The sequence below is a fragment of the Brevibacillus ruminantium genome, from assembly GCF_023746555.1.
In the GTDB taxonomy this organism is placed as follows: Bacteria; Bacillota; Bacilli; order Brevibacillales; family Brevibacillaceae; genus Brevibacillus; species Brevibacillus ruminantium.
In genome coordinates, this window is sequence record NZ_CP098755.1 from 271,678 (window position 1) to 295,657 (window position 23,980).

The window sequence follows — 23,980 nt, forward strand, 5'->3', positions numbered from 1 at the left end:
GTAACGCCCTGTGATAGACGTGAACAACTTCGAATATATGAAGATCGGCCTGGCTTCCCCGGACAAGATTCGCTCTTGGTCCTTCGGGGAAGTGAAGAAGCCGGAAACGATCAACTACCGCACACTGAAGCCGGAGAAGGACGGTTTGTTCTGTGAACGCATCTTCGGTCCGACCAAGGACTGGGAGTGTCATTGCGGAAAATACAAACGCGTTCGTTACAAAGGCGTTGTGTGTGATCGATGCGGTGTGGAAGTAACCCGCGCTAAAGTTCGCCGTGAGCGGATGGGGCATATCGAACTGGCTGCCCCAGTCTCTCACATCTGGTATTTCAAAGGCATCCCGAGCCGCATGGGTCTTGTCCTGGACATGTCGCCGCGCTCTCTCGAGGAAGTCATCTATTTTGCATCCTACGTGGTAACCGATCCGGGCGACACACCGCTTGATAAAAAGCAGCTGTTGTCTGAAAAGGAATACCGCAACTACCGGGAAAAATACGGCCACTCTTTCCAAGCGATGATGGGTGCAGAGGCGATCAAGCGTCTGCTTCAGGAAATCGATCTGGAAAAAGAAGTGGAAACGCTGAAGGAAGACCTGAAAACAGCACAAGGCCAACGCCGCAACCGCGCGATCAAGCGTTTGGAAGTGCTGGAGGCATTCCGCAACTCCGGCAACCGTCCTGACTGGATGGTTCTGGATGTGCTGCCGGTCATTCCGCCGGAGCTGCGTCCGATGGTACAGCTGGACGGGGGCCGCTTTGCAACCTCTGACCTCAATGACCTGTATCGTCGCGTAATCAACCGGAATAACCGTCTGAAGCGCCTGCTTGAGCTCGGCGCACCGGACATCATCGTGCAAAACGAAAAGCGGATGCTGCAGGAAGCAGTGGACGCATTGATTGATAACGGTCGTCGCGGCCGTCCGGTTACAGGTCCGGGCAACCGTCCATTGAAATCCCTCAGCCACATGCTGAAAGGGAAACAGGGACGTTTCCGTCAAAACCTGCTGGGTAAACGTGTTGACTACTCCGGTCGTTCCGTTATCGTAGTCGGACCAAACCTGAAGATGTACCAGTGCGGTCTGCCGAAGGAAATGGCGCTGGAGCTGTTCAAGCCATTTGTGATGAAAGAACTGGTGGCCAAAGGCCTCGCGCACAATATCAAGAGCGCGAAGCGCAAGGTAGAGCGCGTTCAGCCTGAGGTGTGGGATGTACTCGAAGACGTCATCCGCGAACACCCGGTGCTCTTGAACCGCGCCCCCACCCTGCACCGTCTGGGTATCCAGGCGTTCGAACCGGTACTCGTTGAGGGCCGTGCGATCCGTCTGCATCCGCTGGTTTGTACGGCATACAACGCCGACTTTGACGGTGACCAGATGGCGGTACACGTGCCGCTTTCCGCTGAGGCGCAGGCGGAAGCCCGCATCCTCATGCTGGCGGCGCAAAACATCCTGAACCCGAAAGACGGTAAACCGGTTGTAACTCCTTCTCAGGACATGGTACTCGGTTCGTACTATTTGACCCTGGAGCGCGAGGGAGATATCGGGGAAGGTACCGTATACCGCGATCCGCACGATGCCATCGCTTCGTATCAAAACGGGTTCATCAGCTTGCATACCCGGATTGCCCTGCCGGCAAAAGAGCTGAACAAAGACAGCTTTACTGAAGAACAGCGCAATGCACTCTTCGTGACGACCGTAGGGAAGCTGATTTTCAACGAAATCTTCCCGCCAGATCTGCCGTTTATCAACGTTCCGACAAAAGGCAATCTGCAAAAAGGCGTACCGAACGATTACTTTATCTTTGATAAAGGCGTTAACGTAAAAGAGTTTATCGCGAATCTCCCAGATCAAGGCGCCGTGAAAAAGGGCTTCCTGGGAACAATCATCTCCGAGTGCTTCCGCCGCTTTGGAACAATGGAAACCTCGAAGATTCTGGACAAAATCAAAGAACTGGGCTTCATGTACTCGACCAAAGCCGGGATCACCATCGCGGTTGCGGACATCGTCGTTCCTGAGCAGAAGAAGGATATTCTCGATGAGGCTGATCAGAAGGTCCAAACCGTTATGGCGCAATACCGCCGCGGTTTGATTACCGAAGATGAGCGCTATGACCGAGTGATCTCCATCTGGTCCAAGGCGAAGGACGAGGTAACCGAAGTACTGATGAAGTCCATGGATAAATTCAATGCGATTTACATGATGGCCAACTCCGGTGCCCGTGGTAACGTATCGCAGATTACGCAGCTTGCAGGAATGCGCGGACTGATGGCAAACCCATCTGGGCGAATCATCGAGCTGCCGATCAAATCGAACTTCCGTGAAGGTCTGACCGTATTGGAGTACTTTATCTCCACGCACGGTGCGCGGAAAGGTCTTGCCGATACGGCCCTGCGTACAGCCGACTCGGGTTATCTGACCCGTCGTCTGGTAGACGTGGCCCAAGACGTGATCGTCCGCGAAATCGATTGCGGTACAGACAAAGGTATCCGTGTTACGGCCATTAAGGATGGCAAGGAAGAGATCGAGAAGCTGATCGACCGCCTGATTGGGCGCACCTGCTTCGAGACCGTCCGTCATCCGGAGACCGGTGAAGTCATCATCGGGCGCAATGAAGAAATCACTGAGGAAATTGCCGAAGTCATTGAAAAGGCTGGCATTACCGAGGTTTATATCCGCAACGTACTGGCTTGCCGCACCAGCCATGGCGTGTGCAAACGCTGCTATGGACGCAACCTGGCGACAGGCGACGAGGTGGAGATCGGCGAAGCAGTTGGTATCATCGCTGCACAGTCCATCGGGGAGCCAGGTACTCAGTTGACGATGCGTACCTTCCATACCGGTGGGGTTGCGGGTGACGATATTACCCAAGGTTTGCCGCGTATTCAAGAGTTGTTTGAGGCGCGCAATCCGAAAGGGCAAGCCGTTATTTCCGAAATCGACGGGGAAGTTATCGATATTCGTGAAGGCAAGGATCGCCGTGAGATCGAAGTTCGCGGTGAGGCGGAAAACAAAGTGTACGCCGTACCGTACGGCTCCCGTATCAAGGTAGCGGTCGGAACCAAGCTGAGCGCCGGTGACGAGCTGACCGAGGGTTCTGTTGACCCGAAAGAAATGCTCAAGGTACGCGGTCAGCGCGGTGTATCCAACTACATCCTGCAAGAGGTACAAAAAGTGTACCGTATGCAAGGGGTAGAAATTAACGACAAGCACGTCGAGGTTATGATCCGTCAGATGCTGCGCAAGCTGAGAGTCATCGACAGCGGCGAAACCGATCTCTTGCCAGGTTCTTATGTAGAAGTGCATGAGTTTGAGCAAGCAAACGCCAAAGCCTTTATGGAAGGCAAAAGCCCTGCGGTGGGCCGTCCCGTTCTGCTGGGGATCACCAAGGCTTCTCTGGAAACAGACTCCTTCCTCTCTGCAGCGTCCTTCCAGGAGACGACACGTGTCCTGACAGACGCGGCAATCAAAGGCAAGGTAGACCGTCTGCTCGGCCTGAAAGAGAACGTGATTATCGGGAAGCTGGTTCCAGCAGGTACCGGTATGTCCCGTTACCGCAACATCAAGGTTCAGTCGCGTGCTGATTACGAAGAGAACAGGGAAGCCGAAGGTGCTGTGCGCGTCGGTGAAGACGAAGGCGCAGTCCGTGTAGGAACCCTCTCATAACTCGTTTTGAAATGAACGTACCCTCCTTGAGCATCATCTCGGGAGGGTATTTTCTTTTCCATTTCTTTCTGTGATAATGTAAAGCGAAGCATAGTAGGGAGACTATAGTCATAGGAGAACTGGCATGCAGAAGACAGGTTGGTTGCAAACATGCGAAGTCATCAGAATTCACCGACAAATGCCGCGGTTTACGGAAGCAGAGATACTCCACCATGAGAGCGGTAAACGACTGCTGGTGTTCAAGTTTGCTTTGGACCCAAGTCAGGATTATCAAACAGCCTGGAATGATTTTTATATGAATATAGACTGGATGCAGCAACTGGACAGTTGTGGCTATGCCCCATTATACGCGTACGGCGAAGAAAGAGACGACGCGGCGGGGACCCACTTTTTTTATGTCACGATGGAATGGAACCAGGAGTACATGTCATGGGCAGAAGCATTTTCAAGTGGACGTCATCCCAATTCGTTTGACACGGCCTACAAAAAGTGGATGGACCTTTTGCAGGCGGTAAGCGAGCTTCATCAACTGCACCTCTACTCCGGGGGATTAAACAGGGAAAATGTATACATATACACGGGCAGAAAAGGGCATTCGCCGTTCTTTTTTCCGGCATTTTTATTGTGGAGGTTTGAGCAGACATTTTTGCTGTCCTCCGAACCGGGTGAGTCGATTTACGGCCCTGGCACGACACGTTCGTACCGCCAGCCAGCTGACGATGCCTTGTTTTTGGCAGATTTGCTTTTTTCGCTGCTCTTTCCTGGCAGAGAGAGACCGGCTGATGACATGGATATCATTCAGCTCCAGAGCGAGTGCGATCCGATTTTGTTTCAGGTACTGTATGCGCTCGTTTCGTTTTCCAAAGACCATTCGTTGCGCGGAATTCAGCAGCTGGCGGCGCAATACTTTTCCGAACGTATCGACGGAATGCTGGTGACGGTCGGATGGGATCAGGGGAGGTCTTGCTTTTTCGAGGCCGCAAGCCGCGCCGCCTGGCAAGAGGCGTTTCGGGAGGATACCGAGAGCCGGGTCTACTTGCTATCGAGGTACAACAAGCAGCTTGGTGTGCCTGTGCTGCAGGTGCTGGGGACGAGGTATCGCTGGGAACTGCTGCTGGCCGGTACATCCCATCCGGCTGATTATGTGATGCATCGCTGCGAAGAAATGAGTATGATCCGGATGGAATCCTGGAAACGGATGGCAAAGCCAAGCGTCCTTCAGTGGCGTTTTTACGAAGCCAAGGGAGAAGGCGAGGCACTCTTCCAAACCGTCAAGAAAGAAACGGCGTTCCGGCGCGATCAATCCCGGCAAAAATCCCAGGCATGGGACAAGTTTCAGCGTTGGGAAGAGATTTTGAAACTGCAACTCACTGTCCTGCAGGAAGAACAACGCTTTACCTACTCTTCATGGGAGGCGACAGAGGATGCCACGCAGCTGGTGATAACGCTGATGACCGAGGTGCCGCCGGAGTTGGGCTGGGAAGAAGGGACAGAAATCATGCTCTCCGATGGAAGCCACGAATACCTGGCAGGTACGTTTATCTGCCAATCCGGGCGAGAGCTGTACGTCCATTTGGCGAGAGACTTGAACCGGGAGGTGCTCCCTTCCTACGGAGATTGCTATCCGTATGTCAAGAGTGCTCAGATTCAACTCGCCCGCCAGCGTCAAGTGCTGCAGCAGTTTCGGACAGGCACGAACGTTCGGCAAAAGGTGAGGGAGCAGATCCTGGACCCGCAAAAAGCGGCAACCAAACCGGCTGCCCAGCAGCATTTTTTCCAGCGGCTGAATCGCGATCAGGAAAGCGCCCTGCAGGCGGCGCTCGGGGCAGACGCCCTTTTCTTGCTGCAAGGCCCTCCAGGGACGGGGAAGACCACCTGGATTACGGAATTGATTCTGCAAATTTTTTGCCAAAATCCTGCCTCGCGTATCCTGCTCGCTTCCCAGTCCAATGTAGCGATTGATCATGCGTTTACGCGCGTGATTCAGTTGATGGACAGGCACGCAGGGTTTTTTTCAGCACGTCCGCGCACGGTGCGGATCGGAAATGACAAGATGAGTGAAGACGTGCGCCCATGGAGTTTGGACAGCGGCGTTATGGCGTGGATCGAACAGGTCGAGCAGCAGATGAATGGAAATATTTGGGGATTTATTCAAAATGAATACGATGCGGATCGGTATAATCGGCTCATGGGCATTTTTTATGACTGGAAAAACGTCTTGCAACAAAATGAGTCCGTAAAGCCTTTATTTTTGTCCCAGTCCCCTTTGCTTGTAGGGACTACCTGCATGGGCTCTTTTCCCTTCGGCAAATGGGGACAGCGGTTTGACTGGGTCATCATTGATGAGGCGGGGAGAGCGACACCGCCAGAAACTTTGATCCCGGCCAGCCTGGGGAAATGGGTGGTTTTGGTAGGGGATCATAAGCAGCTTCCGCCCGTCATCGACAAAGCGGCCGAAAAAATAGCCAGTGCACAGGATGACCGGAGAATGATGGAGACCAGCTTGTTTGAGGAGCTGTTCGCACGTGTATCGGATACAAATCGGGCGACGCTCTCCATCCAGTACAGAATGCATCCCGCGATTGCGGATCTGGTTTCCCGCCTCTTCTACAAAGACACGCCGCTTCTTGGGGGATCGGGCGAGGACCAGATGGCACGATCGGAGCGAGGAAATCCGGTCTTGGTATGGCTCAATACGGATGGTCAACCAGAAGCCGATGAAGAGCGGCAGGGAACCTCATATGTGAACAAGGCGGAAGTAAGGATGGTCTCTGCGCTCCTGCAGCAGCTGGACCGGCAGGAGACGGGCCCAACGGCCAAAAAGTCGGTAGCGGTCATCACGGGGTACGCAGTGCAGAAGAACTGGATTCGCAATGCTCTCAGCGGTCTGAGTCTGCGCCATCTGGAGGTAGAGGTGGACTCGGTCGATGCGTTTCAGGGAAGAGAAGCGGATATCGTCATTTATAGCCTGGTCCGGAACAACGGGGATCAAAAAGTCGGCTTCTTGCAAGATGAGCGAAGAATGAATGTCACTTTGTCCCGAGCCCGGGAAAAGCTCATAATCGTTGGCAGTGCCTCTATGGCTAAGCGATTGCGCCCAGACAGCATTATCCGAATCGTTTACGAGCAAATAGCGGCTCACCCGATGGGGTGTGTCCTGGACGGAACGGAGGCGGAAGGATGGATTTGATACAGCTGGCTAAAATACAGGAGGATTCCATCCCCGGTGCCCGTCTGATCTGTTTCTTTGAAAAATGGTTTCCCGTCTACCAGTTAGAGTTGCGTTTACGTGTGCAAGATCCCGGGGAAGTACAGATTATATCCTGGTTTTTGCTCAGACTGATCCATGAGGGAATCTATCATCTCGACCAGATGGCCATGTTTCTGGGAATACCCCAGCAGACGGCGCAATCCGGTCTTCGGGAGCTGGAGATGCTGGGGTATATCGTCGTCGTTCCCACTTTGACCAGCCGCCTTTATAAGCCGACCGATCGCGGACGCGGCGTTTTGGAAGAAAATCGTATTGTCAAACAGCGGGAGGAGCATTTTACCGTAAAGCTGGATGCGACGACCGGGGCTGTGCACCACTACTTTTCCATGGATACAGTTTCTCCGGGTAAACGGCAGTTTGGGGACGATGAAGTGATTCGCCCTTATCTTCCGTTTCCTTCTTCACTTGCTGATGTGGCGCATCGGTTGCATGACATTCGCCGGGTCTATAAAGAATTCAGGCTAACAAAAGTAGGCGAGTCCGGACAAGTGACTTTGGACGAGATCGTTGGAGTGGATTCGGTCAGCACGCATTACCGAAAACTGCGCTTGCTGGTTTTTCTGACAGAAGAACGGTCCTACCGCTTTCAGGTGTTTGATCGGGATCAACTGCTGCCGGAATACGAGGAGCCGCTCCTGAGGATGGCAGAGGCGGGAATGGACATCTGGAAGATGGAGGAACAACCGCATGGACTTTTTAAAGAGGAAGAATCTGCATCGTCTTTCACTTTCCCGCAGATGCCGGAACCATTGAGTGGAATCGATAGCCATGAAGCCATTCTGCCAACCAGCCACCATCAGCAGGTACGGCAGGAAAACGGACGTTCTCCCGTTGAAGTAGCTGCTCCCAGGGAGGCGGAGGTGACTCCCCTGACAACAACTGACCACTTTGCAGTCATGCAGCAATCCTTTGCGTTAGGGCGTGAGCGGGTCATCATCATCTCGCCGTGGGTGGCGAAAGGGGTCGTGAGAGAGCTTTTGCCTGATATGGAAGCATTTTTGCAGCGAAAAGGAGAGCTGTGGATCGGTTACGGCTACACGAATGAAGATGAGCGGCGACGGAGGCAAACCGAAGACACGATCGCCTATATGAAGAAACAGTTGCCTTATGCTACCTTTTTCCCGGTGCTGCTGGGCAATACGCACCAGAAGATCCTCATATGCGACAGTGATTACGTTGTGGTCGGCAGTTATAACTGGCTCTCTTTCCGGGGGGACCGCAAACGGGGATTTGTCGCGGAAACCAGTGTGATGATCCGGAATCGGGAAGTTGTCCAGCAATACTCAAAAATGGTACAGCGCCAATTGAATCAAGGGAGGGGATGATCCCAAGTGACTCCAAAAAGAATGACACAGAAAGTTGTAGACCACTTCAAAACGCTGCAGCTCAACCAGCTTTCGCGCATTACCGTTGAATTAAAGGAAGAAAGTAAAGTGTTGATTCGGGTATGCGAGGAAAACAAAGTGTCCCCCCTGGATCTCGTGGAGTGGCTGCTGATCCCGCCGACCGAAGAAGAGAGGGAGACCCTTTCTTGCCGGGAGGAAACGCTGAGCAAACATCATGTAACGTGGGACGTGCTTCTGTATGACCGCATCATTCCCTCCGTCGTGCTATCGCAGTCTTATTCCTCGCAGATGCTGGCAGAGGGACTGTGCAGAGTGTCTATGTATCATGAGGGAAACTTGTATATGTTTGTCGAGCGTCTGCGGAGATGGGAATCATGGGTTCTTCAGTATGCCGGTGAATGGATGCGGATACGGCAAATCAAATCAGCGCTGGAGATGAATACCGATGAGGACGGGGAAGTGACTATGGCGCTCGCTCCCAAAAAGATAGACGACTGGTACAAGCACATGCAAACCGAGCCGTTCCGAGCTCGTGAGGAGGGAGCAGATCGTTGGCAGCAGCATATCATGACGATACTGGACGAGCTTCGCCAATTGCGGCGGACGGATACCAAACCAGGCAAGATCATGGAATATGTCAAAAACCAGGTGTCCGGTCTGGCGTTGCCGAAGGAACTTCAGGATGACCACGCCTTGCATGTGCTGTTGACGATGGTCCAAAAAAACAGCGGAGAGATGACGACACACATGCGAAATCTCTTGCGAATCAAGCATGTGCTTGATCCTGCGGAACCGATTCTGCCCTACCTGGAGCAATGGAGTCCCGGTCTGATGGAGAAAATGCGGGAAGATCTGATCAAATTTAACCAGTACCAGACGACCCTGGCGGCATTCCGTGAGCGCATTCCCCTGGAGAACAACGCCGACCCGCTCCTATTTATCCGGACCTGTCAGCAAGTGGCAGGGGCGCAGCCGGTCTTTTCCTATCTGATGCAGGATAGCAGTCCCTCGTCTGTCCGCAGCATGTCGCTCGCGCAGTTGTCCGGCTACTCGGTCAGGGATTGGCTGCTGGAGACAGCTGATACTCCCGCCCGAACTGAGCAGCTGTATGCCCTGCTGCGCCATTGGTGGGAACAGTCCGAGCAGTGGGATGCTGTCATTTCTTCCTTTGCACAGGAATGGAATGAGAATTCCGCAAGTGTATCCGAGCAACATGCGTTGTTGGCAGAGAAGCAAAAGGAATGGCTGCTGTTATGGACGCCCCAGAGGTTGGAAAGACGACTGCGGGGGGACGCTGTACCGATCTTGGAGTGGCATGCAACGCTTCTCGGATTTTTGCGAAAGGATTGGGCCAGGAACAGGAAGCAGGATGTGCGCCTGTGCGAAACATACAAACAGTATTTTGAATACCTGTACCATCATCGGACCGGGAAAGAGCTTTTGCAGGAGTGTATGATCAAAGATTTTTCCCTGTTGCAAAGATATGTGCATTACGGCGGCAAGGACAAACACATCATGGGCTGGGTCGGGCGAGAGCAGGTGCAGCGTTTGCTTGTCGGTTACCTGACTTTTCAGCTGCAAGAAGGCAAGGACGTGGACTTCGAACGCCTGTCTGAACTGGGGCCCTTTTTGACAGGAGAGAATTTGGACACGATCATTCGCGAGGCATTGCTTGCCGGACTTGCACCATATCGTTTGTCTCAGCTTGCGGTAAGCTGGGATTATGAATGGATTGGCTGGAACGAGCGGGCAGAGCCTCTTTCCAGCGACGAGTTGGAGCAAATCGTCGTGGAGCATCCGGAGTGGGTTGAATATGAAACCGAGCTACCTCTGATGAATGGATTAACCCTGTCCTATCAGCTTGTGAGTCCCGGCATCAAGGAAAAATACTCGACTCGCCTCCTGTCACGGGCCGTCATTCGGGCCGAGATACAGAATGAGGATGTGCTTCAGCAGATGTTCCAGGAACTGAAAATGATATAACGGGAAGAGAGATAGGGAGGATGACAGCATGTACTACGTCGGGATTGACTTCGGGACGACCAACAGTTCAGTAGCCGTGATCGGTCCGGAAGAGATCAAGAACCCCCGCAAGCTGGGAGGCAAACAGATCGTGGTTCCTCGCTGCCTTGAGCTGGAAGGCGGCTTTAACAATGAACGCAAAGAAAGAGAATTGATGAGAACCACTCTGACGGTCCATCCCAACGGAGAAGTGACCATCGGAGGTCAGGCGGACGGGCGCGTCGATCCGAACCGGTTGATTTCCTCCCTGAAGCGGCGTATCCTGAAAAACCCCGACTATGAAGTGACAATCGACAACCAGGTATACAGCGGGGGAGAGCTGGTCTCGATTTTTATCGAGAAACTGCTGACCAGCGCCGGAATTCCGGTCGACAAAATCGAGCGGCTGGTTTTGAGCATTCCGGTAGAATACGGCGAGGATAAAAAGCATCTGATGGAGCACGCATGCAGCCGTTTGGGGATTTCCCCACACAAGATCTGGTTTGTGGATGAACCGATCGCCATTCTTTGGTTTTACGAAAAGGTGCAACCGATTCAGTCCGACCTGATCCTCGTCTATGACTTCGGCGGCGGAACGCTGGATTTGGCGGTCATGAAACGGGAGGATAGCCATGACGCCTCAGGTTGGGGACAGGGAAATGTGCTCGCGAAGAAGAAGATAGAGATCGCTGGAGACGATCTGGATGAGGTCATCATCCAATACTTTATTGAGCAAGGGAAGGCACAGAAAAACCCGGTCTGCGAACAGCTCGATCTGGCCATCTTTCAGGATGAGAAACGGTTGGAAAAGTTTCGTGACATGCCTCCGTACAAGCTGCTGAAGCGTTTCGCCGAGATGATGAAGATCGAACTGAGCAGACGGGATGAGTATGTCATGTCGATTCCAAGTTTGCTCCCGCAGATGGATATAGTAGGGATCCGGGATGTCCTGCTTACCAAACAGGAGTTTGAAAAACGGGCAGAGAGCGTATGGCGAAAAATTCGGCAAGCGATACTCGAACTCGGTGAGGAATTGGCTGCGAAGCATGATGTCAGCCTGGAGAAGATCGAAACGGTGTTTCTGTCCGGAGGAAGCAGCAAAGTTCCCTATGTGCTGGATCTGATCGAGACGCTCATGCCAAACGCAACTATTCGTTCGGACAAATACATGCAGACGAGCATTTGCCGCGGAAATGCCGGTTACGGTTACGACGAAGAGGAGGGAGAGATCCGCGTCACGGATGTCGTCAACCAAAGCTACGGAATCTACAGCCATTACGATCAGAGCACGTTTGTGATGATCAAGAGCGATGATCAGTTTCCGGTGAAGAGGACGGTGGGCATTGCCACGACGAAGCCGTATCAGCAGAGCATCGAAATCAGGCCGATGGTCAGTGACGGTAGCGGCCAATTTGTGCCCATCATCAAAGCGGGAAAAGAAATCAAATACCGGATGCAAATCAAGCAGCTGCAGAAGATGCAGGATTTAAACCGTATCAAGCTGATATTTGAATTGGATCGCTCACAAAAGCTGCGGATCACGGCCTATGACAATCACTTTCAAGAAGAAATCGGCGTTGAGGAAGTTTCACTTCCTTGATAGAATAGAAACGGAAAATAACGGCACGTCGGATTAGGCTGACGTGCCGTTATTTTTACGAGATAAAAGTTGACATTGACGGGCCCACCTGATATTATATTCAAGTGTGCCTGACATCTGTACTTTGGAGGATATGAGCATCATGTCTTATGAAAAAGTAGAGCGGGCCAAGGAGCTAACGATCGGCGTCAAACAGACGATGAAAGCCGTGGAACACCAACAGGTAGAAGCGGTCTATATCGCAGTAGATGCTGACAAGCGACTGACCCATAAAGTCGAGCTCCTTTGCAAGGAGAAGGGTGTGCCAGTCATTCACGTCGATTCTATGCGCCGTTTAGGAAAAGCGTGTGGAATAGAAGTGGGAGCGGCAACTGCCGCGATAAAGAAAAGTGGTTAACGATGTTTTTGTTTGCGGTCAGTTTATGATTGGCCGTTTGACAAAGACTTTCTATTTGACCAAAGATGACTCACCTGGATCTGTGGTCTTAAGATTGGGTAATAAGAAGGGAGGTAACATCCATGCCTACAATGAACCAATTGGTGCGTAAAGGTCGCAAGGACAAGGTTGTGAAGTCGAAGTCCCCAGCTCTGCAAAAGGGGTACAACAGCTTCAAAAAAGCTCAAACCAACCAAAGCTCTCCTCAAAAACGCGGTGTCTGCACTCGTGTGGGTACCATGACTCCGAAAAAACCGAACTCCGCGTTGCGTAAATACGCTCGTGTGCGTTTGACTAACGGTATCGAGGTTACAGCTTACATCGGTGGTATTGGCCACAACCTGCAAGAGCATAGCGTCGTGCTGGTTCGCGGCGGTCGTGTAAAAGACTTGCCAGGGGTTCGTTATCACATCGTTCGTGGTGCGCTTGACACTGCTGGTGTGAACAACCGTAAACAAGGTCGTTCCAAATATGGTACGAAGCGTCCAAAACCGGGCCAAGCAGCAAAAAAATAATCGCCGCATGATGCTGGCGTAAACGTAAAATTCGATGAGAAGGAGGGAATACGATGCCACGTAAAGGTCCTGTAACCCGTCGTGACGTACTGCCTGATCCAATTCACAACAGCAAGCTGGTTACTCGTCTGATCAACCGCTTGATGCTGGATGGTAAACGCGGTGTTGCACAGAATCTCTTGTACAATGCATTTGACATTATTCAGGAGCGCACTGGTCGCAACCCAATGGAAGTGTTTGAAGAAGCACTGAAAAACGTAATGCCTGTATTGGAGGTTAAAGCTCGTCGTGTTGGTGGTGCAAACTACCAAGTACCGATCGAAGTAAAACCTGAGCGCCGTACGACTCTTGGTCTGCGTTGGTTGGTTAACTACTCCCGCACTCGCGGTGAGAAAACCATGGAACAACGTCTGGCTAACGAAATTATGGACGCTGCAAACAACACAGGTGCAGCAGTGAAAAAGCGTGAAGACACGCACAAGATGGCTGAAGCAAACAAAGCGTTTGCACACTATCGCTGGTAGTATTCAAAGCGGGTGTTCGAAGTGGATACCCGCATATTCTTACATTCGAGTATGGAAGGAGCATACCCAATGGCTCGCGAGTTCTCTTTAGCGAATACGCGGAACATCGGTATCATGGCACACATTGATGCCGGTAAGACGACCACCACTGAGCGTATTCTGTTCTACACCGGTCGCGTGCACAAGATTGGTGAAACCCATGAAGGTGCTGCAACCATGGACTGGATGGAACAAGAGCAAGAGCGCGGTATCACCATTACCTCGGCTGCGACAACCGCTCAATGGAATGGCCATCGAATCAACATTATCGATACGCCTGGCCACGTAGACTTCACCGTTGAAGTTGAGCGCTCCCTTCGTGTTTTGGACGGTGCTGTAACTGTCTTTGACGCAAAAGGCGGCGTTGAGCCTCAGACCGAAACCGTTTGGCGCCAAGCTGACCGGTATGGTGTTCCTCGTATGTGCTACATCAACAAAATGGATATCATTGGCGCTAACTATGATATGTGCCTGGAGCAAATCCGCGAGCGTCTGGGTGCAAACCCGGTAGCGGTTCAATATCCAATCGGTGCAGAAGACCAGTTCAAAGGTATGGTTGACCTGATCGAAATGAAGGCAATCATCTATACGGATGACCTGGGCAAAACTTCTGACCAAGCTGAAATCCCGGCTGAACTGAAAGACAAGTGCGAAGAGCTTCGTTTGGTACTCGTTGAAGCAGCTGCGGAACAAGATGAAGAACTGATGATGAAATACCTCGAAGGCGAAGAGTTGACCAACGAAGAAATTCGTGCGGCTCTGCGCAAAGGTACCATCGATTGCAAAATTACCCCGGTAATGTGCGGTTCTTCTTATCGTAACAAAGGCGTTCAGCCGATGCTGGATAACGTGGTTGCGTACCTGCCATCTCCGATCGACATTCCAGCGATCAAAGGTACTCTTCCTGACTCCGAAGACGAAGTTGAGCGTCCAGCAGATGACAACGGTCCGTTCTCCGCTCTGGCGTTCAAAATCATGGCTGACCCGTATGTTGGTCGTCTGACTTTCTTCCGCGTTTACTCCGGTGTTCTGAACTCCGGTTCCTATGTGCTGAACTCCACAAAAGGTAAGCGCGAACGGGTAGGACGTATCCTGCAGATGCATGCGAACCACCGTGAAGAGATCCAAACCGTTTTCTCCGGTGATATCGCTGCTGCAGTAGGTTTGAAAGACACCACAACTGGTGACACTCTCTGTGATGAGAAAGCACCGGTAATCCTGGAGTCCATGACATTCCCTGATCCGGTTATCCATATCGCGATCGAGCCGAAGTCCAAGGCAGACCAGGACAAAATGGGCGTTGCCCTCTCCAAGCTGTCTGAAGAGGATCCAACCTTCAGAACGCATACAGACGAAGAAACCGGTCAAACCATCATCTCCGGTATGGGTGAGCTTCACCTGGAGATCATCGTTGACCGTATGAAACGCGAATTCAAAGTAGAAGCGAACGTAGGTGCTCCACAGGTTGCTTATCGCGAGACATTCCGCAATGCAGCTAAAGTGGAAGGTAAATTCGTTCGTCAGTCCGGTGGTCGTGGTCAATACGGTCACGTTTGGGTGGAGTTCGCTCCGCTTGAGCCAGGCAAAGGCTTCGAATTCGAAAACAAAATCGTCGGTGGCGTGGTACCACGGGAATACATTCCTGCGGTCCAAGCAGGTATCGAAGAATCCATGAAGAATGGTGTACTTGCTGGCTTCCCACTCGTTGACATCAAAGCAACTATTGTTGATGGTAGCTACCATGATGTTGACTCCTCCGAGATGGCGTTTAAAGTAGCTGGTTCTCTCGCATTGAAAGAAGCAGCGAAAAAATGTGGCGCAACTCTGCTTGAGCCAATCATGAAAGTGGAAGTTACTGTTCCTGAAGAGTACATGGGCGACGTTATGGGCGACCTGAACTCCCGCCGCGGCCGTATCGAAGGTATGGAAGCTCGTGCAAACGCACAAGTCATCCGTGCAATGGTACCGCTGTCCGAGATGTTTGGTTACTCCACGATCCTGCGCTCCCGTACCCAAGGTCGCGGTACTTACGCAATGGTACTCGATCATTATGAAGAGGTACCGAAATTCATCGCAGAAGAAATCGTCAAGAAATCCAAAGGCGAGTAATTTTCGCTATCGGCTTTATCTTGAAACAAGAAAGGTTTACAATATGTTAGGGTAACACCTTTGATAGAGTAGACCTTTCTTCACCCTATAAAAACCCTTAACATTTAAGGAGGTTTCAAATCATGGCAAAAGCAAAATTTGAACGTAATAAACCGCACGTGAACATTGGTACAATCGGTCACGTTGACCACGGTAAAACCACTCTGACTGCTGCCATCACTACTGTATTGGCTCAAGCAGGCGGCGCACAAGCAATGGCTTATGACACCATTGACAACGCTCCAGAAGAAAAAGAGCGTGGTATCACAATCAACACTTCCCACGTTGAGTACGAAACTGCTAACCGTCACTATGCTCACGTTGACTGCCCTGGTCACGCTGACTACGTGAAAAACATGATTACTGGTGCTGCTCAAATGGACGGCGCGATCCTCGTAGTATCTGCTGCTGATGGTCCAATGCCACAAACTCGGGAGCACATCCTGCTGTCCCGCCAAGTAGGCGTTCCTTACATCGTTGTATTCATGAACAAATGCGACATGGTAGACGATGAAGAACTTCTGGAACTGGTTGAAATGGAAATCCGCGACCTGCTCTCTCAATATGAGTTCCCAGGCGACGATATCCCAGTAATCAAAGGTTCCGCTAAAGAAGCTCTCGACAACCCAACCGGCGATTGGGCACAACGCGTTCTGGAACTGATGGAAGCTGTTGACAGCTACATCCCTAACCCTGAGCGTGCAACTGACAAGCCTTTCCTGATGCCAGTTGAGGACGTATTCACGATCACTGGTCGTGGTACTGTTGCTACCGGTCGTGTAGAGCGCGGTATCGTTAAAGTTGGTGACCAAGTAGAAATCGTTGGTCTGGCTGAAGAAACAAAAACAACAACTGTAACTGGTGTTGAGATGTTCCGCAAACTGCTGGATCAAGCAGAAGCTGGTGACAACATCGGTGCCCTGCTGCGTGGTGTTGAGCGTAAAGACATCGAGCGTGGACAATGCTTGTCTAAGCCAGGTTCCGTTAAGCCTTACACCAAGTTCAAAGCAGAAGTTTACGTTCTGTCCAAAGAAGAGGGCGGCCGTCACACTCCTTTCTTCGCTAACTACCGTCCACAGTTCTACTTCCGTACAACTGACGTTACAGGTATCATCCAACTGCCAGAAGGCGTTGAAATGGTAATGCCTGGCGACAACACTGAGTTCACCGTTGAACTGATCGCTCCAGTAGCGATGGAACAAGGTACTCGCTTCGCGATCCGCGAAGGTGGCCGTACTGTAGGTGCGGGCGTAGTTGCTTCTATCGTTGAGTAATTCGATTTAAATAAAAAACCCGACAGCTTATAGCTGCCGGGTTTTTTTATGTTGTCACAACCGACTGTTCTTGATCGTCATGTATGGGGGGGAGTGAGGAAAAAGAGGAACCGGAGTATCAGCGTTGAATGAGTGGTGAATGGTGACTGTAAAGAACGGTGCGCGGGCTCGTTTGATTGGATAGAAAAGAGAGTATGAGGGAAGGGAACTGTGATGCTTAAATGGATACCCAACAGCTATATATCACGTACAAACCGCTGCTGTTCTCCATTGCGTACCGCATGCTGGGTACAGTAGCGGATGCAGAGGATCTTGTCCAAGATACCTTTCTGGCACTGGAGAAATTTCAGCAGCATAGTATCGAAAATAGTAAGGCTCTGCTTTGTAAGATTCTGACCAATCGCTGCATTGATTTCTTGCGATCAGCAAGAAAAAAACGGGAAGTGTACGTGGGGCCCTGGTTGCCGGAACCTATCGTCTTTCGGGCAGAGGACCGTGAGCCGATTGATGAGCTGATTCACCAGGAGCAATTGTCGATTGCCCTGCTGGCTGTGATGGAAAAGCTCTCCCCTGTCGAAAGAGCGATATTTATCCTGAGAGAAGTGCTTCATTTTGGGTACGAGGAGATAGAGGACATTACCGGAAAAGAGCAAGCAAATTGCCGAAAAATCTTTAGTCGCATCAAACTAAAACTGTCTCAAGAATTGCCTGAGACAAGAATCGACAATGAACAGCAAAGAGCAATGCTAGAATCTTTTCTCAAGGCTATTCAAACGGAGGATTCCACAGCCTTGCTGGAACTGCTGTCGCCTGAGGTCGTCCTGTATTCCGATGGTGGTGGTAAAGTAAGAGCAGCCATTCGCCCGATTGTGACGAGTGAAAGAGTCATCGCGTTTTTGCTGGGCATCGCAAGAAAACAAACGCCTGATTACCGTCAGGAATTTGCCAATGTGAATGGGGAGACAGGTATTGTTGTGTACAAAGGGGATCAGGTGTACAGTGTGACCACTATCAGGCAGAGGAAAGGGGAAATTGCTGCGGTGTACACCATCCTGAATCCGGATAAACTGCACAGGGCGGGGCAACTCTGATTCCATTTCTAAATCATGGCAATCAAAAAATTGAAGTATAGCGACAGGCAATCCTATGCTAAAATTACGATTGCCATCATGATGAAAAAAGAATGGTACAACGATCGGGGAAGAAGGTCCTGTCATGAACAACAATGAACGCCTGTTATATCTGATGCTGGCTGGCGTCGTCACGCTTTGGGGGCTCAACGTGGTGATGGTCAAGTATCTGACAATGTTCCCGCCGCTCTTTGTGGCTGCGATCAGGATGACGGTAGCAGGTTTGTTTTTGAGTCCTATATTGTGGAAGTACCGAAATCAGATGAACATCAAGGGGATAGACTGGCTGTTGATCGCCGGGGTGGGAGCAAGCTCGATTGCCCTGCATCAGATCACGCTGGCCTGGGGAGTCCGCTTTACTACGGCGGGAAACGCTTCGCTCATTTTGGGTCTCAATCCGTTGGCGACGGCGTTGCTGGCCATGCTTCTCCTTGGAGAGCGCATGAACTGGCGCAAGGCGCTGGGGATCGGTATTGGGTTTAGTGGAGTTTTGCTCGTAGTCATGTCACAGCATGGCGCCATCGAGATGAATGGCTGGGGAGATGCCATTATGTTTTTCTCCATGCTGATGTATGTAACGGGCGGCTTGTTGATCCGAAAGCTGACAACCCGGGAGGTTCCCGTCCTTCTGATTACAGCGCTTTCGCAAATGGTGGGGGTTGTTTGTCTGTGGGGAGTGGCACTGGCTGACCAGCCGCTGTCTTTCTATCTGTCGCTAGATGTCACGCCATTCCAATGGTTTGTGATTTTTGTATCTGGGGGTCTCTCCACAGCACTCGGGTCGGTCGGCTGGAACTACGGCATTCGTCAATTAGGGGCCAGCAGAACGGCCGTGTTTTTAAATGGCATGCCGCTCGCCAGTCTCTTTTTTGCTGCAGTGTTCTTGGGTGAGCGCTTGCAGCTCTTGCATCTGTTGGCGCTGGTGATGATCGTGACCGGAGTCTATCTGGGGTCCAGGCAGGTTTTGCCCAAACGGATGAATGCAAAAACAGATGTCATGACAAAAGCGTAGAGACAGCTCCCTACGCTTTATCTTTTTCCCATTGATTCACCATATGGTAAGCGGTCAGACGCAAGCGGTCAAAGATCTGGTCGCGAAGCTCACCGGCAAGCGCAATCTGGTCCATGGCCTTACTCATGCAGGACAGCCAGGCTTCTGCCTGTACAGCGCCAATAGGGAATCGCATATGCCGCGCCCGCAGCATCGGATGTCCGTGCTGGTCGCTGTATAATGTCGGACCGCCAAGGAATTGCGTGAGGAACTGATACTGTCTCTCCTTGACCTCGGTAAAATCGTCGGGAAAGAGCGGAGCCAGATCAGGGTGCTTCGCTACCAAATCGTAAAAAGCGTCGACCAGACGGGAGAGCGTCTCGGCGCCGCCTATCTGTTCATATGGTGTGATGAGTCGATCGGACACAACCGATATCCTCCTTTATGCTTAGATACCTTTTCAGTATACCGTGTTTTTACTTCTATATATAGAAGAGATGTGTTAGAGAAGAGAGTTGTGAATGGAAGCCAATCCCGCTTGCCTTTGGGGGAAGAAATCAGTAAGATGGACAAAGTGAGCCAAAAAAGGTTCCGATGTACAAAAATGTGCGGGAAACCAAGAAAAAGCTTGCGTTGCCCATTTCATTTTAGTACAATATTGAATGTTGGTCATGGACTTGCGATGATGTGGGAGGTTGCTGACACACCCGGCCCCTTTGCCATGACCGGGGTGCAGGATATTTCCACGGAGAAATGTCTGTTTGAAAAATGGGCGAAAAAGGAGGGACTAAAATGGCAAAACAAAAGATTCGCATTCGTTTAAAGGCGTACGATCACAAAATTCTCGATCAGTCCGCTGAGAAAATTGTAGAAACTGCCAAGCGTTCCGGTGCCAATGTATCGGGTCCAATTCCGCTTCCTACGGAGAAAGCAGTTTACACAATCCTGCGTGCGGTTCACAAGTACAAAGATTCTCGTGAACAGTTTGAAATGCGCACTCACAAACGTTTGATCGACATTTTGAATCCTACCCCGCAAACGGTAGACGCTTTGATGCGTTTGGATCTTCCGTCTGGCGTTGACATCGAGATCAAACTGTAAGGTTCAAATACGATACACACGTACGCGTTGTCTTAATAAACGCGATCTATCAAGTCTTCAAACCCCGTAAACAGCGCCCCTGCGCATCGGCAGGGACCTTGATACAACAGTAAAGCATTGGAGATAAGCACAGGAGGTGGCACAAATGACCAAAGGAATCTTAGGCAGAAAGCTTGGTATGACCCAAGTTTTTGGTCCGAACGGCGCAGCGATCGCTGTAACCGTCATCGAAGCAGGTCCTTGCGTAGTACTGCAAAAGAAGGATCAGGAGAACGATGGATACGAAGCTATCCAGATCGGCTTTGAAGACAAAAAAGACCATCGCGCGAACAAGCCGGAAAAAGGACACGCAGCGAAAGCTAACACTGCACCTAAGCGCTTCATCCGTGAAATCAACGGAGTAAACCTCGCTGAATACGAGGTAGGTCAAGAATTGAAAGCTGATATTTTCGCCGCAGGAGAATCGGTAGACGTTGCCGGCGTAACCAAGGGTAAAGGTTTCCAAGGTGCGATCAAACGTCACAACCAAAGCCGCGGTCCGATGTCTCACGGTTCCCGTTACCATCGTGGCCCAGGTTCGCTCGGTGCGGTTGACCCTGCTCGCGTATTTAAAGGTCAATCCCTGCCAGGTCAAATGGGTGGCGACAACGTAACCATTCAAAACCTGGAAGTGATCAAGGTAGATGCGGATCGCAATCTGATCCTGGTAAAAGGATCTGTGCCTGGTCCAAAAAATAGCGTCGTACTGGTTTCTTCGGCTGTCAAGCAGAAATAGTAAGGAAAGGAGGAACTGACATGCCAAAAGTAGCTCTTTACAATCAAGCTGGTTCGCAAGTAGGCGAAATTGAACTGGCAGACACTGTGTTCGGCATTGAGCCTAACCAAGCTGTTCTTTTCGATGCGATCGTTATGCAGCAAGCGTCCCAACGCCAAGGTACGCATGACGTAAAGAACCGTTCTGAGGTTCGTGGTGGTGGACGCAAACCGTGGCGTCAAAAAGGTACCGGTCGTGCTCGTCAAGGTTCCATTCGCTCTCCGCAATGGAAAGGCGGCGGTGTAGTTTTCGGACCGACTCCACGTAAATACGGATACAAACTGAACCGCAAAGTTCGTCGTCTGGCGCTGAAATCCGCGCTGTCCACGAAGGTTCAAAACAACGAACTCTTGGTACTGGATGCCCTGAACATCGCGGCTCCAAAAACCAAAGACATGGCGGTTGTGCTGGGTAACCTGAAAGTTGATCGCAAAGTGCTGATCGTAACCTCCGAGTTCGATCAAAACGTAGCGCTCTCTTCCCGTAACATCCCGGGTGCCAAGTTCATCGATGCAGCAGGCATCAACGTTCTTGACCTGGTAGCGTATGACAAAGTAATCGTAACGAAAGATGCGGTTGCGAAAGTAGAGGAGGTGCTCGCCTAATGAAGAGCCTTCACGACATCATCAAGCGCCCTATCATTACGGAGCGCACCACTGACATGATGGCTGAGAAGAAGTACGTATTCGAAGTGCCACTGAAAGCCAACAAAACCGAAATCAAGCAAGCCGTTGAAAAAGTTTTCGGCGTAAAAGTAGAAGCAGTAAACACTGTTCGTGTTCCTGCGAAACCAAAACGCTACGGCAAATACTCCGGTTACACCTCTGAGTGGAAAAAAGCAATTGTGAAGCTGACAGAAGACAGCAAAGAGCTGGCGTTCTACGAAGGCGTATAACCACGACGACTACCGAAAAGGAGGGAATTTTAAATGGGTATCAAAAAGTTTAAACCGACTTCTCCTGGTCGTCGCCAAATGACGGTTTCTACATTCGAGGAGATCACCACATCGACTCCCGAAAAATCCCTGTTGGCGCCTCTGAGCAAAAAAGCTGGACGCAACAACCACGGGAAAATTACCGTTCGTCATCACGGTGGCGGTCATAAACGTAAATATCGCATCATCGACTTCAAACGGAACAAGGATGGCATCGTAGGTCGCGTAGCTACAATCGAATACGATCCAAACCGTTCTGCAAACATCGCCCTGATCAACTATCTGGACGGTGAGAAGCGCTACATCATCGCTCCTCATGGCCTGAAAGTTGGCGATGAGATCGTTTCCGGCGCAGATGCAGACATCAAAACCGGTAACGCACTGCCACTGGCTAACATCCCAGTTGGTACTACCATCCACAACATCGAGCTGAAGCCTGGCAAAGGTGGACAATTGGTTCGCGCAGCAGGTTCCTCCGCTCAATTGCTGGGTCGTGATGGTGACTTCGTAATCGTTCGTCTCTCTTCCGGTGAAACTCGCCGCATCCACAACGTATGCCGCGCGACTATCGGTCAAGTAGGAAACATCGATCACGAACTGTTGAACATTGGTAAAGCTGGTCGTTCCCGTTGGTTGGGTATTCGTCCAACTGTACGCGGTAGCGTAATGAACCCGAACGATCACCCGCACGGTGGTGGTGAAGGTCGCGCTCCGATCGGACGTAAAGCACCTGTTACTCCTTGGGGTAAACCGACTCTCGGTCTCAAAACCCGCAAGAAGAAAAACAAATCCGATCAATATATCATCCGTCGCCGCAAGAAGTAAGGCAGGGTGAGACAATAACCGAACGCCTTTGGCGAAGGGAGGTTCACACATGGGTCGCAGTTTGAAAAAGGGTCCTTTCGTAGATGATCACTTGATGAAAAAAGTTGAAGTATTGAACGAAAAGAACGAAAAACGCGTGGTGAAAACCTGGTCTCGTCGCTCCACAATCTTCCCTGATTTCGTGGGACATACGTTTGCAGTCTATGACGGCCGCAAGCATGTACCGGTATACGTAACAGAAGATATGGTCGGTCACAAACTGGGTGAATTTGCACCAACTCGTACCTTCAAGGGTCACGTCGATAACGACAAGAAATCCAAGAAGCGCTAATTTTCTCTTGACAGAGAGGAGGTACAAAGATGGAAGCTAAAGCAATTGCTCGCTATATTCGTATTGCCCCTCGTAAAGTTCGCCTGGTGGTAGACTTGATCCGAGGCAAGCAGGTTGGTGAAGCGTTGGCGATCCTGAAACATACGCCGAAGGCTGCTTCTCCGGTCGTGGAGAAACTTCTGAAATCGGCTATCGCTAACGCAGAGCACAACTACGAAATGGATCCGAACGGACTTGTTGTAGGGAAAATCTTCGTGGACCAAGGTCCAACACTGAAGCGTTTCCGCCCGCGTGCGATGGGTCGCGCAAGCCGCATCCACAAGCGCACAAGCCACATCACAGTGGTACTAAACGAGAAATAAGGAGGGATTACGTGTGGGTCAAAAGGTAAGCCCGGTTGGTCTTCGTATCGGCATTATCCGCGACTGGGAGTCCAAATGGTTCGCTGACAAGGACTTCGCAACCCTGTTGCACGAAGACCTGAGAATCCGCAAATTTGTAAAAGGGCGTCTGAAAGATGCTGCTGTTTCTACGATTGAAATCGAACGTGCAGCTAACCGCGTAAACGTTACGATTCACACCGCTAAGCCTGGTATGGTAATCGGTAAAGGTGGCTCAGAGGTTGAAATTCTGCGCAAATCCCTGACCGAACTGACTGGCAAGCGTGTTCACATCAACATCAACGAAGTGAAGAAGCCTGATCTTGATGCTACTCTGGTAGCTGAAAATATCGCTCGTCAACTGGAAAACCGTATTTCTTTCCGTCGTGCACAAAAGCAATCGATCACTCGTACGCTGCGCGCTGGTGCGAAAGGAATCAAAACTCTGGTCAGCGGTCGTCTTGGCGGTGCTGACATTGCGCGTTCCGAAGGTTACAGCGAAGGTACTGTTCCGCTTCATACGCTCCGTGCTGACATCGATTACGGTACAGCCGAAGCACACACCACATACGGACGCATTGGCGTAAAAGTGTGGATCTACCGTGGAGAAGTCCTTCCTACGAAGAAGAACGTAGCGACTGAGGAAGGAGGCAAATAAA

At 51.1% G+C, this 23,980-nt stretch carries 21 protein-coding genes; 20 read left to right on the forward strand and 1 reads right to left on the reverse strand.

What is annotated here, in order from left to right; all coding sequences use genetic code 11:
* The first annotated feature begins 10 nt into the window (after positions 1-10).
* From rpoC to NDK47_RS01480, 12 genes are all read left to right on the forward strand, one after another.
* Positions 11-3,661, forward strand: coding sequence for a DNA-directed RNA polymerase subunit beta' (rpoC, locus tag NDK47_RS01425; RefSeq protein ID WP_305883360.1), 3,651 nt, complete (start codon positions 11-13; stop codon positions 3,659-3,661).
* A gap of 124 nt (positions 3,662-3,785) precedes the next feature.
* A complete protein-coding gene (locus NDK47_RS01430) occupies positions 3,786-6,851 on the forward strand; it encodes a DEAD/DEAH box helicase (protein ID WP_251873121.1) in 3,066 nt (1,021 codons plus the stop codon).
* Positions 6,842-8,257 (forward strand): phospholipase D-like domain-containing protein, encoded by a 1,416-nt coding sequence (locus NDK47_RS01435; RefSeq protein ID WP_251873122.1) that lies wholly within the window; start codon positions 6,842-6,844, stop codon positions 8,255-8,257. Before NDK47_RS01430 ends, NDK47_RS01435 begins: the two co-directional genes overlap by 10 nt.
* 6 nt (positions 8,258-8,263) lie before the next feature.
* The gene (locus tag NDK47_RS01440; RefSeq protein WP_251873123.1) at positions 8,264-10,261 is read left to right on the forward strand and encodes a hypothetical protein; all 1,998 of its coding nucleotides are present in this window, start codon (positions 8,264-8,266) and stop codon (positions 10,259-10,261) included.
* A gap of 28 nt (positions 10,262-10,289) precedes the next feature.
* On the forward strand, positions 10,290-11,879 hold the full coding sequence (locus NDK47_RS01445; protein WP_251873124.1) for an Hsp70 family protein: 1,590 nt from the start codon (positions 10,290-10,292) through the stop codon (positions 11,877-11,879).
* Between the two features lie 142 nt (positions 11,880-12,021).
* A complete protein-coding gene (locus tag NDK47_RS01450) occupies positions 12,022-12,276 on the forward strand; it encodes a 50S ribosomal protein L7ae-like protein (RefSeq protein ID WP_251873125.1) in 255 nt (84 codons plus the stop codon).
* Between the two features lie 122 nt (positions 12,277-12,398).
* On the forward strand, positions 12,399-12,830 hold the full coding sequence (gene rpsL / locus NDK47_RS01455) for a 30S ribosomal protein S12 (RefSeq protein ID WP_251873126.1): 432 nt from the start codon (positions 12,399-12,401) through the stop codon (positions 12,828-12,830).
* 53 nt (positions 12,831-12,883) lie between these two features.
* Positions 12,884-13,354 carry a 30S ribosomal protein S7 gene (gene rpsG / locus NDK47_RS01460; RefSeq protein ID WP_251873127.1) on the forward strand — a complete coding sequence of 157 codons (471 nt, stop codon included), beginning with the start codon at positions 12,884-12,886 and terminating at the stop codon, positions 13,352-13,354.
* A gap of 69 nt (positions 13,355-13,423) precedes the next feature.
* Complete coding sequence (fusA, locus tag NDK47_RS01465) at positions 13,424-15,502, forward strand: elongation factor G (RefSeq protein WP_251873128.1); 2,079 nt, start codon at positions 13,424-13,426, stop codon at positions 15,500-15,502.
* 122 nt (positions 15,503-15,624) lie between these two features.
* Positions 15,625-16,815, forward strand: a complete 1,191-nt coding sequence (gene tuf / locus NDK47_RS01470) for an elongation factor Tu (protein WP_251873129.1) — start codon at positions 15,625-15,627, stop codon at positions 16,813-16,815.
* Positions 16,816-17,036: 221 nt separating this feature from the next.
* Positions 17,037-17,906 (forward strand): RNA polymerase sigma-70 factor, encoded by an 870-nt coding sequence (locus NDK47_RS01475; protein WP_251873130.1) that lies wholly within the window; start codon positions 17,037-17,039, stop codon positions 17,904-17,906.
* A gap of 124 nt (positions 17,907-18,030) precedes the next feature.
* Positions 18,031-18,957 (forward strand): DMT family transporter, encoded by a 927-nt coding sequence (locus NDK47_RS01480; RefSeq protein WP_251873131.1) that lies wholly within the window; start codon positions 18,031-18,033, stop codon positions 18,955-18,957.
* Positions 18,958-18,967: 10 nt separating this feature from the next.
* On the opposite strand, the gene NDK47_RS01485 is transcribed toward NDK47_RS01480, so the two are convergent.
* A complete protein-coding gene (locus NDK47_RS01485) occupies positions 18,968-19,363 on the reverse strand; it encodes a globin domain-containing protein (protein WP_251873132.1) in 396 nt (131 codons plus the stop codon).
* Between the two features lie 365 nt (positions 19,364-19,728).
* Between NDK47_RS01485 and rpsJ the strand changes: the two genes are divergently transcribed.
* The 8 genes from rpsJ (at position 19,729) to rpsC (ending at position 23,979) form a co-directional block, all read left to right on the forward strand.
* The gene (gene rpsJ / locus NDK47_RS01490) at positions 19,729-20,037 is read left to right on the forward strand and encodes a 30S ribosomal protein S10 (RefSeq protein WP_003333796.1); all 309 of its coding nucleotides are present in this window, start codon (positions 19,729-19,731) and stop codon (positions 20,035-20,037) included.
* A gap of 145 nt (positions 20,038-20,182) precedes the next feature.
* Entirely contained in the window at positions 20,183-20,812 is a 630-nt protein-coding gene (gene rplC / locus NDK47_RS01495) for a 50S ribosomal protein L3 (protein WP_251873133.1), read from the forward strand.
* A gap of 20 nt (positions 20,813-20,832) precedes the next feature.
* Positions 20,833-21,456: a 50S ribosomal protein L4 gene (gene rplD / locus NDK47_RS01500; RefSeq protein ID WP_251873134.1), complete on the forward strand. Its 624-nt coding sequence runs from the start codon at positions 20,833-20,835 to the stop codon at positions 21,454-21,456.
* Complete coding sequence (gene rplW, locus NDK47_RS01505; RefSeq protein WP_198828254.1) at positions 21,456-21,746, forward strand: 50S ribosomal protein L23; 291 nt, start codon at positions 21,456-21,458, stop codon at positions 21,744-21,746. Before rplD ends, rplW begins: the two co-directional genes overlap by 1 nt.
* 33 nt (positions 21,747-21,779) lie before the next feature.
* A complete protein-coding gene (gene rplB / locus NDK47_RS01510; protein ID WP_251873135.1) occupies positions 21,780-22,610 on the forward strand; it encodes a 50S ribosomal protein L2 in 831 nt (276 codons plus the stop codon).
* A 49-nt stretch (positions 22,611-22,659) separates the two neighbouring features.
* Complete coding sequence (rpsS, locus tag NDK47_RS01515; protein WP_251873136.1) at positions 22,660-22,941, forward strand: 30S ribosomal protein S19; 282 nt, start codon at positions 22,660-22,662, stop codon at positions 22,939-22,941.
* 29 nt (positions 22,942-22,970) lie between these two features.
* The gene (rplV, locus tag NDK47_RS01520) at positions 22,971-23,303 is read left to right on the forward strand and encodes a 50S ribosomal protein L22 (RefSeq protein WP_251873137.1); all 333 of its coding nucleotides are present in this window, start codon (positions 22,971-22,973) and stop codon (positions 23,301-23,303) included.
* Positions 23,304-23,316: 13 nt separating this feature from the next.
* Positions 23,317-23,979 (forward strand): 30S ribosomal protein S3, encoded by a 663-nt coding sequence (gene rpsC / locus NDK47_RS01525; RefSeq protein ID WP_251873138.1) that lies wholly within the window; start codon positions 23,317-23,319, stop codon positions 23,977-23,979.
* Position 23,980: the final 1 nt, after the last annotated feature.